The sequence below is a fragment of the Actinacidiphila guanduensis genome, from assembly GCF_900103985.1.
Taxonomy (GTDB): domain Bacteria; phylum Actinomycetota; class Actinomycetes; order Streptomycetales; family Streptomycetaceae; genus Actinacidiphila; species Actinacidiphila guanduensis.
Map to the genome: position 1 here is coordinate 416,044 of NZ_FNIE01000005.1, position 15,837 is coordinate 431,880.

The 15,837-nt window shown below is 70.6% G+C and carries 11 protein-coding genes and 1 tRNA gene; 9 read left to right on the top strand and 3 right to left on the bottom strand.

The window, feature by feature from the left end:
• Positions 1-378 precede the first annotated feature (378 nt).
• From BLR33_RS13410 to BLR33_RS13430, 5 genes are all read left to right on the top strand, one after another.
• Positions 379-1,629, top strand: a complete 1,251-nt coding sequence (locus BLR33_RS13410; protein ID WP_245771379.1) for a branched-chain amino acid ABC transporter substrate-binding protein — start codon at positions 379-381, stop codon at positions 1,627-1,629.
• Positions 1,630-1,737: 108 nt separating this feature from the next.
• Complete coding sequence (locus BLR33_RS13415; protein ID WP_093784623.1) at positions 1,738-2,667, top strand: branched-chain amino acid ABC transporter permease; 930 nt, start codon at positions 1,738-1,740, stop codon at positions 2,665-2,667.
• Positions 2,668-2,672: 5 nt separating this feature from the next.
• Positions 2,673-4,559 (top strand): branched-chain amino acid ABC transporter permease, encoded by a 1,887-nt coding sequence (locus tag BLR33_RS13420; protein ID WP_093784624.1) that lies wholly within the window; start codon positions 2,673-2,675, stop codon positions 4,557-4,559.
• A gap of 8 nt (positions 4,560-4,567) precedes the next feature.
• Positions 4,568-5,491 (top strand): ABC transporter ATP-binding protein, encoded by a 924-nt coding sequence (locus BLR33_RS13425; protein ID WP_093784800.1) that lies wholly within the window; start codon positions 4,568-4,570, stop codon positions 5,489-5,491.
• A complete protein-coding gene (locus tag BLR33_RS13430) occupies positions 5,488-6,204 on the top strand; it encodes an ABC transporter ATP-binding protein (protein ID WP_093784625.1) in 717 nt (238 codons plus the stop codon). The genes BLR33_RS13425 and BLR33_RS13430 overlap by 4 nt, the downstream gene beginning before the upstream one ends.
• Positions 6,205-6,390: 186 nt before the next feature.
• On the opposite strand, the gene BLR33_RS13435 is transcribed toward BLR33_RS13430, so the two are convergent.
• Entirely contained in the window at positions 6,391-7,026 is a 636-nt protein-coding gene (locus tag BLR33_RS13435; protein WP_245771380.1) for an ANTAR domain-containing response regulator, read from the bottom strand.
• 96 nt (positions 7,027-7,122) lie between these two features.
• On the opposite strand from BLR33_RS13435, the gene BLR33_RS13440 reads away from it, so the two are divergent.
• Positions 7,123-7,197, top strand: a tRNA-Leu gene (locus BLR33_RS13440).
• Between the two features lie 108 nt (positions 7,198-7,305).
• A complete protein-coding gene (locus BLR33_RS13445) occupies positions 7,306-8,058 on the top strand; it encodes a helix-turn-helix domain containing protein (protein ID WP_093784626.1) in 753 nt (250 codons plus the stop codon).
• Between the two features lie 16 nt (positions 8,059-8,074).
• On the opposite strand, the gene BLR33_RS13450 is transcribed toward BLR33_RS13445, so the two are convergent.
• Positions 8,075-8,554, bottom strand: coding sequence for a PaaI family thioesterase (locus BLR33_RS13450; protein ID WP_093784627.1), 480 nt, complete (start codon positions 8,552-8,554; stop codon positions 8,075-8,077).
• Positions 8,555-8,567: 13 nt separating this feature from the next.
• Entirely contained in the window at positions 8,568-10,889 is a 2,322-nt protein-coding gene (locus tag BLR33_RS13455; protein WP_093784628.1) for an FdhF/YdeP family oxidoreductase, read from the bottom strand.
• Between the two features lie 192 nt (positions 10,890-11,081).
• On the opposite strand from BLR33_RS13455, the gene polA reads away from it, so the two are divergent.
• Positions 11,082-13,799 (top strand): DNA polymerase I, encoded by a 2,718-nt coding sequence (gene polA, locus BLR33_RS13460; protein ID WP_093784629.1) that lies wholly within the window; start codon positions 11,082-11,084, stop codon positions 13,797-13,799.
• Between the two features lie 307 nt (positions 13,800-14,106).
• On the top strand, positions 14,107-15,408 hold the full coding sequence (locus BLR33_RS13465) for a lytic transglycosylase domain-containing protein (RefSeq protein ID WP_093784630.1): 1,302 nt from the start codon (positions 14,107-14,109) through the stop codon (positions 15,406-15,408).
• Positions 15,409-15,837 lie beyond the last annotated feature (429 nt).

Below are 15,837 nucleotides of genomic sequence, written 5' to 3' on the forward strand. Positions count from 1 at the left end.
GCGGGGCGGGGCACATCCCCGCCCCGCCCCTTCGTTCTCTTCCCCGACACGCACCGGGCATTTCCCTTGCGTACAGGCCGTGGCCCGGGCCGCTGCCCGAATTCCCGCCACCGCCCGCCGAACTCGGCGAAGTGCGCATTCTCCCGATGCCCCCGCGCCCAAAGCGCCCAAAGCGCGCGGTGAACCTCAGCAGAAGCTCAGAACTTTCCGAGTGGCATAACAAGACAGTCACACTCTTCCCCACCCCTCTGCCTGACACCCCGGCTCCCGCCTAGAGTCACGGCCAGTCACCGCGCCACCGAATGAGCGAATTCGGTTCGCCGCGCTGCGACGTCGGCCCCTCAGCAGAGAAGGCCGAGCCCGGGGAAAGGACTGATCGTGCGACACCGCTCCTTGCTGCTTGTGACCTCCGTACTGGCCACAGGAGCCCTCACCCTTACCGCTTGCGGCTCGCGTAGCGACGACAGCAAGAAGAGCGACGGCGGCGGCTCCAGTGCCAGCAACACCACCCTGACCATCGGCGTCGACGCGCCCCTGACCGGCCAGAACTCCGCCACCGGCCTCGGCCTGCAGTACGGCGTGCAGATCGCCGTCGACGACGCCAACGCCAAGAAGCTCGTCCCCGGCGTCACCTTCAAGGTCGAGGCCCTGGACGACAAGGCGCTGCCGGCCACCGGCCAGCAGAACGCCACCCAGCTGGTCCAGGACAACAACGTCATCGGCGCCGTCGGCCCGCTGAACTCCGGCGTGGCCACCTCGATGCAGCAGGTCTTCGCCACCGCCAACATGGTCGAGATCTCGCCGGCCAACACCAACCCGGCGCTCACCCAGGGCGAGAAGTGGGCCTCGGGCACCAAGACCCGCCCCTTCAAGACCTACTTCCGCACCGCCACCACCGACGCCAACCAGGGCGGCTTCGCGGCCGACTACGCCTACAACACCGCGAAGAAGAAGGACGCCTTCGTCGTCGACGACAAGCAGACCTACGGCGCGGGCCTGGCCGGCATCTTCAAGCAGAAGTTCGCCGCGCTCGGCGGCAAGATCGCCGGCACCGACCACGTCAACACCGGTGACACCGACTACTCCACCCTCGTCACCAAGATCAAGAACTCACACGCCGACCTGCTCTACTACGGCGGCCAGTACGACGAGGCCCAGCTGATCACCAAGCAGCTCAAGGCCGCCGGCGTCAACATCCCGCTCATGGGCGGCGACGGCATCTTCTCCGACACCTACATCAAGGTCGCCGGCAAGGCCTCCGAGGGCGACCTCGCCACCTCCGTCGGTGTCCCCGTCACCACCCTCCCCGCCGCCCAGAACTTCATCAAGACCTACAAGGCCAAGAAGTACCCCGGCGACTACGGCACCTACGGCGGCTACTCCTACGACGCCGCCACCGCCATCATCAACGCGGTCAAGACCGTCATGGACGCCAACGGCGGCAAGCTCCCCGCCATGAACGACGCCCGCGCCAAGGTCGTCGACGCCGTCCAGAAGGCCGACTTCGACGGCATCGCCGGCCACGTCTCCTTCGACCAGTACGGCGACACCACCAACAAGCAGCTCACGGTCTACCAGGTCAAGAACGGCAAGTGGGTCGCGGTGAAGAGCGGCACCTACAACGGCTGACCAACCCCCAGAACACCCCGGGCCGCGCGGCCGGTCACCCGGCCGCGCGGCCCGCAGTCTTATCCGGACCCCACCCACCTGCTCCCGAAGCGACATGGAGGCCATGCGGTGCACACCCTGCCGCAACAGCTGGCCAACGGGCTGTTCCTCGGCTCGATGTACGGGCTCATCGCCATCGGCTACACGATGGTGTACGGCATCGTCCAGCTCATCAACTTCGCCCACGGCGAGATCTTCATGACCGGCGCCTTCGGCGCCCTCACCGTATGGACCAACCTCCCCGACGGCACATCCATCTGGGTCGGACTGCCCCTGATGCTCATCGGCGGCGCCATCGTCTCGGTCCTCATCGCCATCGGCGCCGAACGCTTCGCCTACCGGCCGCTGCGCAACGCCCCCCGGCTGGCCCCTCTGATCACCGCGATCGGCCTCTCCCTCGCACTGCAGCAGGCGATCTTCGTCTGGTACCCCGGCGCCGACAACGCCAAGACGTTCCCGCAACTCGGCACGCACCCGTACCACATCGGCTCCGTCGACATCCAGCGCAACGACATCTTCCTCGTCGCCGCCGCCGTCGTCTGCATGATCGGCCTCGCCGCCTTCGTCCGCACCAGCCGCACCGGCCGCGCCATGCAGGCCACCGCCCAGGACCCCGACACCGCCCAGCTGATGGGCATCGACACCAACCGCATCATCGTCATCGCCTTCGCCATCGGCGGCCTGTTCGCCGCCGTCGCCGGTGTCGCCAGCGGCCTGAAGTACGGCCAGATCTCCTACAACATGGGCTTCCAGGCCGGCCTGAAAGCCTTCACCGCCGCCGTCCTCGGCGGCATCGGCAACATCTACGGCGCCATGCTCGGCGGCCTCGTCCTCGGCATCGCCGAAGCCTGCGCCTCCGCCTACATCGCCAACATCCCCGGCATGGAACAACTCGGCGGCCAGGGCTGGTCCAACGTGTGGGCCTTCGTCCTGCTCATCGTCGTCCTGCTGGTCCGGCCCCAGGGCCTGCTCGGCGAACGCGTCGCGGACAGGGCGTGATACCGATGACCGACATCCCCACCACCGCAGCCGCCGAAATCCTCGGCACCACCGACCCCTTCGCCCCGCGCAAGGACCCCTTCGTCACCCTGCCGCTGCCGGCCGCCCGCGCCCTCACCCTCCTCGGCGCCGTCGCGACCATCGCGTCCACCTTCATGTCGTGGACCTACACCACCGACTTCCCCGGCGACCTCACCGTCAACGGCTACCCCGGCGGCCTGCAGGTCATCACGCTCATCGGCGCCATCCTCACCGGCCTCATCGCGCTGGGCGCCTTCCGCGTCAAGGGCCTGGCCTGGCTCGTCCCCAGCCGCTCCAACAACGCCGTCCTGCTGCTGGCCGCCGGCACCTTCGCCACCACCTGGTACACCGTCATCGCCATCGCCCAGGAACTCGGCGGCCTGGCCAACCTCGACCCCGGCGGCTTCGTCGCCGCCGTCGCCAGCCTCGCCCTCCTCATCGGCGCCCTCGCCCTGCCGATCGACCGCCACCCCCTGGAACAACCCGACGCCGACTACTACGAACTCGGCCGGTTCTCCGAGAACGGCGCCTTCCGCGGCACCTGGGCCTGGCTGCGCGAAGCCCGGCTGCGCCACTCCGAACTGCCCGTCGCCGACCCGCGCAAACTCCCCACCTGGGTGCAGTACCTCGCCATCATCGTCGTCGCCGCCGCCGGCCTGAAGGTCCTCACCTACGGCCTGGCCACCGGCTACACCGAGGTCTTCGTCGGCTACCTCATCCTGGTCGCCTTCACCCTGTGGTCCTTCAGCGCCGCCGGCCTCACCCGGCAGTTCTCCCAGATCACCACCGACCACCGCCCGTTCGCCATGATCGTCGGCGTCCTGGCCGCCATCGCCTACCCCTTCGCCCAGAACAACGAGCACTGGGCGAACCTCGGCGTCAACATCCTGATCTTCGGCACCGTCGCCCTCGGCCTCAACATCGTCGTCGGCCTCACCGGCCTGCTCGACCTCGGCTACGTCGCCTTCCTCGGCGTCGGCGCCTACGCCGCCGCCCTGGTCTCCGGCTCCCCCTACTCCATCTGGTCCGGCACCCAGTTCCCCTTCTGGGCCGCCGCCCTCGTCGGCATGGCCGCCTCCCTCGTCTTCGGCGTCCTCATCGGCGCCCCCACCCTGCGGCTGCGCGGCGACTACCTCGCCATCGTCACCCTCGGCTTCGGAGAGATCTTCCGCATCGCCGTCAACAACCTCGACGGCGTCTCAGGCCCCAAGGTCACCAACGGCCCCAACGGCATCGCCCAGATCCCCGACCTGTCGATCTTCGGCTACAACCTCGGCGACTCCCACGACATCGGCTCCTTCACCCTCGGCAGGTTCGCCAACTACTACCTGCTGATGCTCGTCATCACCGTCATCGTCGTCCTCATCTTCACCCGCGCCGCCGACTCCCGCATCGGCCGCTCCTGGATCGCCATCCGCGAGGACGAGACCGCCGCCACCGCCATGGGCATCAACGGCTTCCGGGTCAAGCTCATCGCCTTCGCCCTCGGCGCCTCGCTCGCCGGCCTCGCCGGAACCGTCAGCGCCCACGTCACCTACAGCGTCGTACCCAACCCCTACCAGTTCTCCGGGTCCGCGCCGCCCAACTCCGCCTTCCTGCTCGCCGCCGTCGTCCTCGGCGGCATGGGCACCGTCAGCGGACCCGTCCTCGGCGCCGCCCTGCTCTACCTCGTCCCCGAAAAGCTCGGCTTCCTCCAGCGCTACGAACTGTTCGCCTTCGGCGTCACCCTCATCCTCATCATGCGGTTCCGGCCCGAGGGCATCATCCCCAACCGCCGCCGCCAACTGGAGTTCCACGAAGCCGAAACCGAGGTACCCGCCCCGCGCGCACCCGGCGACGGCGCCGTCACCGCAGGCCAGGCAGGGGCGTGAAGGACACCATGACCACCACCGAGACCACCGGCACCGCCCCCGCCGCCCAGCCCGACGGCACCCCGCTGCTCCACGCCAGCGGCGTCATCATGCGCTTCGGCGGCCTCACCGCCGTCCGCAACGTCGACCTCACCGTCAACAGCGGCGAGATCGTCGGACTCATCGGCCCCAACGGCGCCGGCAAGACCACCTTCTTCAACTGCCTCACCGGCCTGTACGTCCCCACCGAGGGCTCCGTCAGCTACCGCGGCACCGTCCTGCCCCCCAAACCCCACCTCGTCACCAAAGCCGGCATCGCCCGCACCTTCCAGAACATCCGGCTCTTCGCCAACATGACCGTCCTGGAGAACGTCCTCGTCGGCCGGCACACCCGCACCCGCGAAGGACTGCTCTCCGCACTCATCCGCGGCCCCCGCTACCACAAGGCAGAAGCCCGCTCCCGGGCCCGCGCCATGGAACTCCTGGAATTCACCGGCCTCGCCGGCAAAGCCGACCACCTCGCCCGCAACCTCCCCTACGGCGAGCAGCGCAAGCTGGAGATCGCCCGCGCCCTGGCCAGCGAACCCGGCCTGCTGCTCCTGGACGAGCCCACCGCCGGCATGAACCCCCAGGAGACCCGCGCCACCGAGGAACTCGTCTTCGCCATCCGCGACCAGGGCATCGCCGTCCTCGTCATCGAGCACGACATGCGGTTCATCTTCAACCTCTGCGACCGGGTCGCCGTCCTCGTCCAGGGCCAAAAACTCATCGAGGGCACCTCCGACGTCGTGCAGAGCGACGACCGCGTGATCGCCGCCTACCTCGGCGAGCCCATCGCCACCACCGAGGGCGACGCCGGGACGGACGCCGGGACGGACGGCGCAACGGACGCAGAAACGGACACCGACCCCGACGGCGGCAGCGCCGCCGGCGAGCAGGAGAACGACCGATGACCGCACTGCTCGAAGTCGAGGACCTGCGGGTCGCCTACGGCAAGATCGAGGCCGTCAAAGGCATCTCGTTCACCGTCGAAGAGGGCCAGATCGTCACCCTCATCGGCACCAACGGCGCCGGCAAGACCACCACCCTGCGCACCCTGAGCGGACTGCTCAAGCCCGTCGGCGGCCGGGTCACCTTCAACGGCAAGGTGCTCACCCGCGTCCCCGCACACAAGATCGTCTCCCTCGGCCTCGCCCACTCGCCCGAGGGACGGCACATCTTCCCCCGCCTCACCATCGAGCAGAACCTCCAACTCGGCGCGTACCTCCGCAAGGACCCCGCCGGGATCACCGCCGACATCCAGCGCGCCTACGACCTCTTCCCGATCCTCGGCGAACGCCGCAAGCAGGCCGCGGGCACGCTCTCCGGCGGCGAGCAGCAGATGCTCGCGATGGGGCGCGCGCTGATGTCCCAGCCCAAGCTGCTCATGCTCGACGAACCCTCCATGGGACTCTCGCCGATCATGATGCAGAAGATCATGTCCACCATCGTGGAACTCAAGTCCCAGGGCACCACGATCCTGCTGGTCGAGCAGAACGCGCAGGCCGCGCTCTCGCTCGCCGACCAGGCCCACGTCATGGAGATCGGCACGATCAAGCTCTCCGGCAGCGGGCAGGACCTGCTGCACGACGAGAGCGTCCGCAAGACGTACCTCGGCGAGGACTGAGCAGGGCCGCTCCGGCGGCAGCGGACGGGCCTGTGAGACGGCCACGGGAAGCCCACGTGTAAGGCCCGCGCTCCTGGGAGCGCGGGCCTTACGTTGTGCGTGGTGACGTTGCCGTGCGGGCCGAGCGGGCGCCGTGCAGGCCGTTTTCCTCGGCCGTAGGCGAGGGGTTGCCGGCCCGGGGCCGTCCTACTTCTCGGCGACCTCGTCGATCACGGCCTGGGCCACCGCCTGCATCGACATCCGCCGGTCCATGGACGTCTTCTGGATCCAGCGGAAAGCGGCCGGCTCGGTCAGCCCGTACTTCGTCTGCAGCACGCTCTTCGCGCGGTCCACCAGCTTGCGGGTCTCCAACCGCACCGACAGGTCGGCGACTTCCGCCTCCAGCGCGCGCAGCTCCTGGAAGCGGCTCACCGCCATCTCGATCGCCGGCACCAGGTCGCTCTTGGTGAACGGCTTGACCAGGTACGCCATCGCGCCCGCGTCCCTGGCCCGCTCCACCAGCTCGCGCTGCGAGAAGGCGGTCAGCATCAGCACGGGGGCCAGCTTCTCGCCGGCGATGCGCTCGGCCGCGCTGATGCCGTCCAGCACGGGCATCTTCACATCGAGGATCACCAGCTCGGGGCGGAGCTCGCCGGCGAGTTTCACGGCGGTCTCGCCGTCACCGGCTTCGCCGACGACGGAGTACCCCTCCTCCTCCAGCATCTCCTTCAGGTCGAGCCGGATCAGGGCCTCGTCCTCGGCGATGACGACACGCGTCGCCGCCGGCGACGCGACCGGCCCTTCCTCCTGTTGCGTCCGTGCGGACTCCTCGGGGACGCTCACGGTGCTCCTCGGCTTGTGACGGGTACTGCTCCCTGAGCCTACCCATCTCGGGTAGAGTTTGAGTACCGAGGGGATACGTTATCCTCTGTTTCGAAGGCCCCGGTAGCCCAATTGGCAGCAGGCAATGGATTCAAAACCCATACAGTGTCGGTTCGAGTCCGACCCGGGGCACTCAGCCTTCCATTCGAAGGTCAGCATTTCTTTCTGACGAACGCTGAACAGGGTGAATTCCCCCCTCTGCCGTTCCGCTGAGCCTCCGGGTCTCGCACGCTTGTCCCCATGTACGACCTCGCCACCCGCCGTCACGCCTTACGCCTGGTCGCCTCGGGCCGCAGCCTCAACAGCGTGAGCCAGGAGACCGGCATATCCCGCGCGGCCCTGCGGGCGTGGCGGGATCGCGGCGTCGAACCCGCCGGGGCACTCGCGGTCACCCCGCTGCGGACCGACGGCCCCGCCTACGCCTACCTGCTCGGTCTCTACCTCGGCGACGGCTGCCTCAGCGCCCACCGCCGTGGTGTTTACGCCCTGCGCATCGCCTGTGCCGACGACTGGCCGGGCCTCGCTGACGCCTGCGAGCAGGCCATCCGCGAGGTCCGCCCGGGCGGTTCGGTCTTCCGTGTCCGCAAGCAGGGCTGCGCCATGATCACCTCGATGAGCAAGCAGTGGCCCGCCGCCTTCCCGCAGCACGGGCCGGGCCGCAAACACGAGCGCCGGATCGTCCTCGCCTCCTGGCAGCAGCAGGTCGTCGCCGCGCATCCCTGGGAGTTCATCCGCGGGCTGTTCCACTCCGACGGGTGCCGGGTCACCAACTGGACCGAGCGCGTCGTCCGCGGGGTGCGCAAACGCTACGAGTACCCCCGGTACTTCTTCACCAACACCTCGGCCGACATCCGGCGGCTTTATACCGACGCGCTCGACGCTGTAGGTGTCGCGTGGACCGAGGTCCGCAAGCGCGGGGACGCGCGGAACATCTCCGTCGCCCGCCGGGAGTCCGTCGCTCTCATGGAGCGGCACATCGGGGCCAAGTACTGATCGCGGTCCGGGCGGGTCAGGGGGTCGTGGGGGAGGGCGGGGTGGCGGGGCGGAGGAGGCAGGTGAGGCGGGCGGTGCAGACGCGCTTGCCCGTGGCGTCGTCGGTGATCGCGATCTCGTAGGTCGCGGAGGAGCGCCCCCGGTGGACGGGGACCGCGGTACCGGTGACCGTGCCGGAGCGCAGGCTGCGGTGGTGGGTGGCGTTGAGGTCGACGCCGACGGCGATCTTGCTGGGGCCGCCGTGCAGCATCGCGCCCACCGAGCCCAGGGTCTCGGCGAGGACGGCGGAGGCGCCGCCGTGCAGCAGCCCGTACGGCTGGGTGTTGCCCTCGACCGGCATGGTGCCGACCACCTTCTCGGGCGCCGCTTCGAGGATCTGGATGCCCATGCGGTCGCCGAGGTGTCCCGCGGAGAACAGCGCGGTCAGATCGATGCCGAGCCCGGCGTACTGCGCCACGATCTCCGGGGGGAAGTGGGTGGTGGTCTGCTCGCCCATGCGGCTGGTGCTCCTATTCTCCGGCCGGGTGCCCGGCAGTCGAGGGGGTGTGCGCGCCGGTGCCCGTCGCGGGGTCGAGACGGATGACCACCGACTTGGACGCGGGGGTGTTGCTGGTGTCGGCGGTGTGGTCGAGCGGCACGAGGACGTTGGTCTCGGGGTAGTAGGCGGCGGCGCAGCCGCGCGGGGTGGGGTAGTGCACGACCCGGAAGCCTTCGGCGCGGCGCTCGGTGCCGTCGGTCCATTCGCTGACGAGGTCGGTGAGGTCGCCGTCGGACAGGCCGGCGGCGGCTGCGTCGTCGGGGTGGAGGAGGACGACGCGGCGGCCGCCCTTGATGCCGCGGTAGCGGTCGTCGAGGCCGTAGATGGTGGTGTTGTACTGGTCGTGTGAGCGCAGGGTCTGCAGCAGCAGCCGGCCGTCGGGGACGTGCGGGTACTCGACGGGGGCGGCGGTGAAGTTGGCCTTGCCGGTGGCGGTGGGGAAGGTGCGGCTGTCGCGGGGGGCGTGCGGGAGGGTGAAGCCGCCGGGGTGCCGGACGCGGGTGTTGAAGTCGTCGAAGCCGGGGACGACGGCGGCGATGCGGTCGCGGATGAGGTCGTAGTCCTGCTCGAAGTCGGCCCAGGGGACGGTGTGGTCGGGGCCGAGGACGGCGGTGGCGAGGCGGCAGACGATGGCGGGCTCGGAGAGCAGGTGCGGGGAGGCGGGGGTGAGGTTGCCGCGGGAGGCGTGCACCATGCCCATGGAGTCCTCGACGGTGACGAACTGGGGTCCGGCGGCCTGGCGGTCCTTGTCGGTGCGGCCGAGGGTGGGCAGGATCAGCGCGCGGGCGCCGGTGACGGTGTGCGAGCGGTTGAGTTTGGTGGAGACGTGGACGGTGAGCCGCGCCTTGCGCATGGCGGCTTCGGTGACGTCGGTGTCGGGGGAGGCGGCGACGAAGTTGCCGCCCATGGCGAAGAAGACTTTGGCGGTGCCGTCCCGCAGGGCGCGGATGGCGCGGACGACGTCGTACCCGTGGTGGCGCGGGGGTGCGAAGCCGAACTCCTTTTCCAGGGCGTCGAGGAAGGCGGGGGCGGGGCGTTCGAAGATGCCCATGGTGCGGTCGCCCTGGACGTTGGAGTGGCCGCGGACGGGGCAGACGCCGGCGCCGGGGCGGCCGATGTTGCCGCCGAGGAGGAGGACGTTGACGATCTCGCGGATGGTGGGCACGGAGTGCTTGTGCTGGGTGAGGCCCATGGCCCAGCAGACGACGATGCTGTCGGCGCCTTGCACGTAGCGGTGGAGTTCTTCGATCTGGGCGCGGGTGAGGCCGGTGGCGCGTTCGGTCTCGGCCCAGTCGGTGGCGCGTGCGGCGGCCTCGTAGGCGGCGAAGCCGTGGGTGTGGGTGTCGATGAACTCCTGGTCGACCGTGCCGTTTTCGAGCATGAGGCGGCCGAGGGCGCGGAAGAGTGCCTGGTCGCCGCCGAGCCGGATGGGCAGGTGGAGGTCGGACAGGGGGGTGCCGCCGCCGGCGAGGCCGGTTGCCGTCTGGGGGTTCTTGAAGCGCTCGGTGCCGGCTTCGGGCAGGGGGTTGACGGTGACGATCCGGGCGCCGCCGTGCTTGGCCTTCTCCAGGGCGGTGAGCATCCGCGGGTGGTTGGTGCCGGGGTTCTGGCCGGCGACGATGATCAGCTCGGCCTGGTGGAGGTCGTCGAGCAGGACGCTGCCCTTGCCGATGCCGATGGTCTCGGTGAGTGCGGAGCCGGAGGACTCGTGGCACATGTTGGAGCAGTCGGGCAGGTTGTTGGTGCCGAAGGCGCGGGCGAAGAGCTGGAGGAGGAAGGCGGCTTCGTTGCTGGTGCGGCCGGAAGTGTAGAAGACGGCTTCGTCGGGGCTGTCGAGGGCGGTGAGTTCCTCGGCGATGATGGCGAAGGCGCGCTCCCAGGGGATCGCCTCGTAGGTGTCGGAGCCTTCCGGCAGGTACACAGGCTGGGTGATGCGGCCTTGCTGGCCGAGCCAGTAGCCGCTGCGCCGCGCGAGGTCGGAGACGGGGTGGGCGGCGAAGAAGTCGGGGGTGACGCGGCGGAGGGTGGCTTCCTCGGCGACCGCCTTGGCGCCGTTCTCGCAGAATTCGAAGGTGTGGCGGTGGTCGCCTTCGGGCCAGGCGCAGCCGGGGCAGTCGAAGCCCTGCTTCTGGTTGACCTTGAGCAGGGTGCGGGCGCTCCTGGCGGCGCCCATCTGGGCTTCGGCGATCTTCATGCTCTGCACCACCGCGGGGATTCCGGCGGCGGCGTGCTTCGGCGCGCCGACGCGGGGTGCGTCCTGGACCGGGTCTGCCGCTGGGGCCTTCTTCGCCATACCCGCAGTTTATGGCGGCCGGGGCGTGCGGGGTGCGGTCGGGTGCGGGCCCTGTGGACAACCCGGACGGCAGCGTGGACGGCACGGCGGACGGGATCGCGGACATCCGCCGACACCCGCGGACCGCGCCGACGACGTGGCGGGACTCCCGGCGGCGGCCGGGTGTCGGCGGTGCGTGGGAGGATCGTGGGCGTGGCAGAGAAAGCATCCGCATCGAAGACGACGACCGACCGACCGCGGCTGATGCTGCTGGACGGGCACTCGCTGGCGTACCGCGCGTTCTACGCGCTGCCGGTGGAGAACTTCAACACGGTGACGGGTCAGCCCACCAATGCCGTGTACGGGTTCACGTCCATGCTGTCGAACACGCTGCGTGACGAGCAGCCGACGCATCTGGCGGTGGCGTTCGACGTCTCGCGCAAGACGTGGCGGCTGAACGAGTTCCCGGAGTACAAGGCGACGCGGTCCGCGACGCCGGACGAGTTCCGCTCCCAGGTGGCGCTGATCGGCGAGCTGCTGGACGCGATGGGGGTGCGCCGGTTCGCAGTGGAGGGCTTCGAGGCGGACGACGTGATCGCCACCTTGGCCACGCAGGCGGAGGCGCTGGGTTTCGAGGTGCTGATCGTCACCGGTGACCGTGACTCCTTCCAGCTGGTCTCGCCGAACGTCACGGTGCTGTATCCGACGAAGGGCGTCTCGGAGCTGACCCGCTACACCCCGGAGAAGGTGGTGGAGCGCTACGGCCTGACTCCGCAGCAGTACCCGGACTTCGCGGCGCTGCGCGGCGACCCGTCGGACAACCTGCCGGGTATCCCGGGGGTGGGGGAGAAGACGGCGGCGAAGTGGATCACGCAGTTCGGGTCGTTCGCGGAGCTGTGTGCGCGGGTGGACGAGGTCAAGGGCAAGGCGGGGGACAACCTGCGGGCGCACCTGGACGCGGTGAAGCTGAACCGGCGGCTGACGGAGATGGTCCGGGACGTCGAACTGCCCGCGACGGCCGAGCAGTTGGTGCGAGTGCCGTACGACCGCACGGCGCTGGGCGGGGTGCTCGACGCGCTGGAGTTCCGCAACCCGAACTTCCGGGAGCGGCTGTTCGCGGCCGACCCGGGGGCCGCGGAGCAGGCGGCGGCGGTCGCCGAGGGTGTGGCGGTGGAGGGTGCGGTGCTGGCGGCGGGTGAGCTGCCGGGCTGGCTGGAGGAGCGCGCGGGCGCGCGGGTGGGGCTGGCGAGTGTGGACACCTGGGCGCTGGGGTCGGGCGGGGTGACGCAGATCGCGCTGGCCGTGGGGGAGGAGGCGGCGTGGTTCGACCCGTCGCGGCTGGACGCGGCAGAGGAGAAGGCGTTCGCGGCGTGGCTGGCCGATCCGGCGCAGCCGAAGGTGCTGCACAACGCGAAGAACGTGGAGCGGGTGTTCGCCGAGCACTCCTGGCGGGTCGAGGGCATCGCGATGGACACCGCGCTGGCGGCGTACCTGATCAAGCCGGGCCGCCGCTCGTTCGCCCTGGACGTGCTGTCGGTGGAGTACCTGGGCCGGGAGCTGGCCCCGGCGGACTCCGGCAGCGGGCAGCTGGCCTTCGGTGAGGAGGACGACGGGGAGGCGGCCGCGGCGGGTGCGCTGATGGCGCAGGCGCGGGCGGTGCTGGACCTGGGCGAGGTCTTCGCGGAGCGGCTGCCGGAGGTGGGTGCGGCGGAGTTGCTGCACGACCTGGAGCTGCCCACGTCGGCGCTGCTGGCGAAGATGGAGCGGGCGGGCATCGCGGCGGACCGGGCCCATCTGGAGAACCTGGAGGAGCAGTTCGCGGCGGCGGTGCGGCACGCGGTGGACGAGGCGCACGCGTCGGTGGGCCACGAGTTCAACCTGGGCTCGCCCAAGCAGCTGCAGGAGGTGCTCTTCGGCGAGCTGGGCCTGCCGAAGACGAAGAAGACGAAGACGGGGTACACCACCGACGCCGACGCGCTGGCGTGGCTGGCCGCGCAGACCGATCACGAGCTGCCGGTGATCATGCTGCGCCACCGCGAGCAGGCCAAGTTGCGGGTCACGGTGGAGGGCCTGGTGAAGACGGTGGCGCCGGACGGGCGCATCCACACCACCTTCAGCCAGATCGTGGCGGCCACCGGCCGGCTGTCGTCCACGGATCCGAACCTGCAGAACGTGCCGGTGCGCACCGACGAGGGCCGGGCGATCCGCCGCGGCTTCGTCGTCGGCGAGGGGTACGAGACGCTGCTGACGGCCGACTACAGCCAGATCGAGCTGCGGGTGATGGCGCACCTGTCGCAGGACGAGGGTCTGATCGCGGCGTTCACCTCGGGGGAGGACCTGCACTCCACGGTGGGCGCCCAGGTGTTCTCGGTGGAGCGGGACCGGGTGGACCCGGAGATGCGCCGCAAGATCAAGGCGATGTCGTACGGGCTGGCGTACGGGCTGTCGGCGTTCGGCCTCTCGCAGCAACTGGGGATCGAGGCGGCCGAGGCGCGGGCGCTGATGGAGACGTACTTCGAGCGCTTCGGCGGGGTGCGGGACTACCTGCGCCGGGTGGTGGAGGAGGCGCGCAGCACCGGGTACACCGAGACGCTGCTCGGCCGCCGCCGCTACCTGCCGGATCTGACGAGCGACAACCGGCAGCGGCGGGAGATGGCCGAGCGGATGGCGCTCAACGCGCCGATCCAGGGTTCGGCGGCCGACATCGTCAAGCTCGCCATGCTGCGGGTGGACAAGGCGCTGACGGAGCGGCAGTTGGCGTCGCGGATGCTGCTGCAGGTGCACGACGAGATCGTGCTGGAGGTCGCGCCCGGGGAGCGGGAGCAGGTCGAGGAGCTGGTGCGGCGGGAGATGGCGGGGGCGTATCCGCTGCGGGCGCCGCTTGACGTGTCGGTGGGCGTGGGCACCGACTGGGAGTCGGCGGCGCACTGAGCGCGGTGCGCCGCAAGGCGTCCCGAGCGGCAGGGGTCCGCGGGTCCGCGGGGCCCGCGGACCTTTCGGGCTTTTCCGGGTGTCCGTGACGACCTTTCGGGCGTCCGAAGGGTTGTACGGGCAGGTGTGAATGTCCTGGGGCGGCTTGGCGACACAGGGGTAAAGGGTGCGAGCCCGGAGCGATTTGGCCCGGTTCGCACCCTGTGTATTGCCCGCGGGCTGTAGTCCGGGGACTGAAGTTGCCGTAGGGTCGGTCGAGTTGTCGCGCCCGCAGGGCGCACATCGTGTATGCGGGAGGGACGCCGGTATGGCAGCGCGGCGGTACGGCAGGCGGATTCGCAGGGGAGTGGCGGGGACGGCGGTGGCGGCCGCGGCGATGGCCGCGCTCGGTGCCTCGCAGGCGCCCGGCCTCATCCAGGTCGCGCACGCGGCCTCGCAGGACCACGGCGGGCAGGACCAGCAGGCGCAGGACCCCGCGTCCACCGGTCCCGCGATCGACGGCGACTCCCCCTACGTCACGCAGGTGCCGCCGCTGAACAGCCCGGCCGGCCCGCTCGCGCCCACCACCGGCGGGGGCGGCGCCACCGTCACCGTGCCCGGCAGCGGCGCGAGCCTGCCCACCACCGTGCTCGCCGCCTACCAGCGGGCGCAGGACACCATCGCGCAGAGCGACCCCGGCTGCCACCTGCCCTGGGAACTGCTCGCCGCCATCGGCCAGGTCGAGTCCGGCCAGGCGCGCGGCGGCGCGGTCGACGCCAACGGCACCACGTACCAGCCGATCCTCGGCCCCGTGCTCAACGGCAACGGCTTCGCGGACATCACCGACACCGACGGCGGCAAGTACGACGGGGACCCGGTCCACGACCGGGCGGTCGGGCCCATGCAGTTCATCCCCTCCACCTGGGCCACCTGGGGTGTGGACGGCAACGGGGACGGTGTCGCCGACCCCAACAACATCTACGACGCCGCACTCGCCGCCGGGCACTACCTGTGCGCCGACGGGCGGGACCTGGCGGTGCCGGCCGAGATGGACAAGGCGATCCTGGGCTACAACCACTCCCAGGCGTACCTGAACCTGGTGCGGGCCTGGTACGACCACTTCCGCAAGGGCGGCGCGGTCTCCGTGCCCGACAAGCCCGGTCACGGCGCGGGTGTCACCATCCCGCTGCCGCCCGCCGGCTCCACGCCGAGCAGTAGTCCGACCAAGGGCGGTACGCCCACGGGGACGCCCAAGCCGACCAAGACCTCCGGCGGTTCGATCACGACCCCGACGCCGACGACGAGCCCCACGGGCACGCCGACCACCAGCCCGACCGGTGGCGGCGGCACGACCACCCCGCCGCCCACCTCCGGCGACCCCACGACGACCCCGCCGACCTCCCCGACTTCGGGCGACCCGACCACGACGCCGCCCACCGGCGACCCCACGGACCCGGGCTGCCCCACCGCCACCCAGACCCCCACCGACGGCGGCACGGTCTCCCCGTCCCCGACCGACACGGCGACGGCGACGGGCGATCCCACGACGACGCCGGACCCGTGCGGCACGGACACGCCGACGCCGGATCCTTCGGACACGGCCGGAGCCGTCACCGGCGGTGCGCTGTAACTCTGTTACGGGGTTCCGACCCGTCTGCGGGGTTCCCCCGCGCCCCGGACCGTCCGCCGGTGGGTGGTTGCTCGCGCAGTTCCTCCCCCCAGAGCTTCGCCTGGGGGTACCCCCAGCGCCCCTGCGGCAACTGGGGTGCCCCGACCTCGCCGTTGCCGGTCGCAGCCTGTCGTGGGCTGGTCGCGCAGTTCCTCGCGCCCCTTCGGGGACGCGGCTGCCCCTGCTGCGCCGTTGCCGGGCGCGGGCCGGTGGTCTCTTCTCGCGCAGTTCCTCGCGCCCCTGCGGCAACTGGGGTGGTCCGGCCTCGCCGTTGCCGGTCGCAGCCTGTCGTGGGCTGGTCGCGCAGTTCCTCGCGCCCCTTCGGGGACGCGGCTGCCCCTGCTGCGCCGTTGCCGGGCGCGGGCCGGTGGTCTCTTCTCGCGCAGTTCC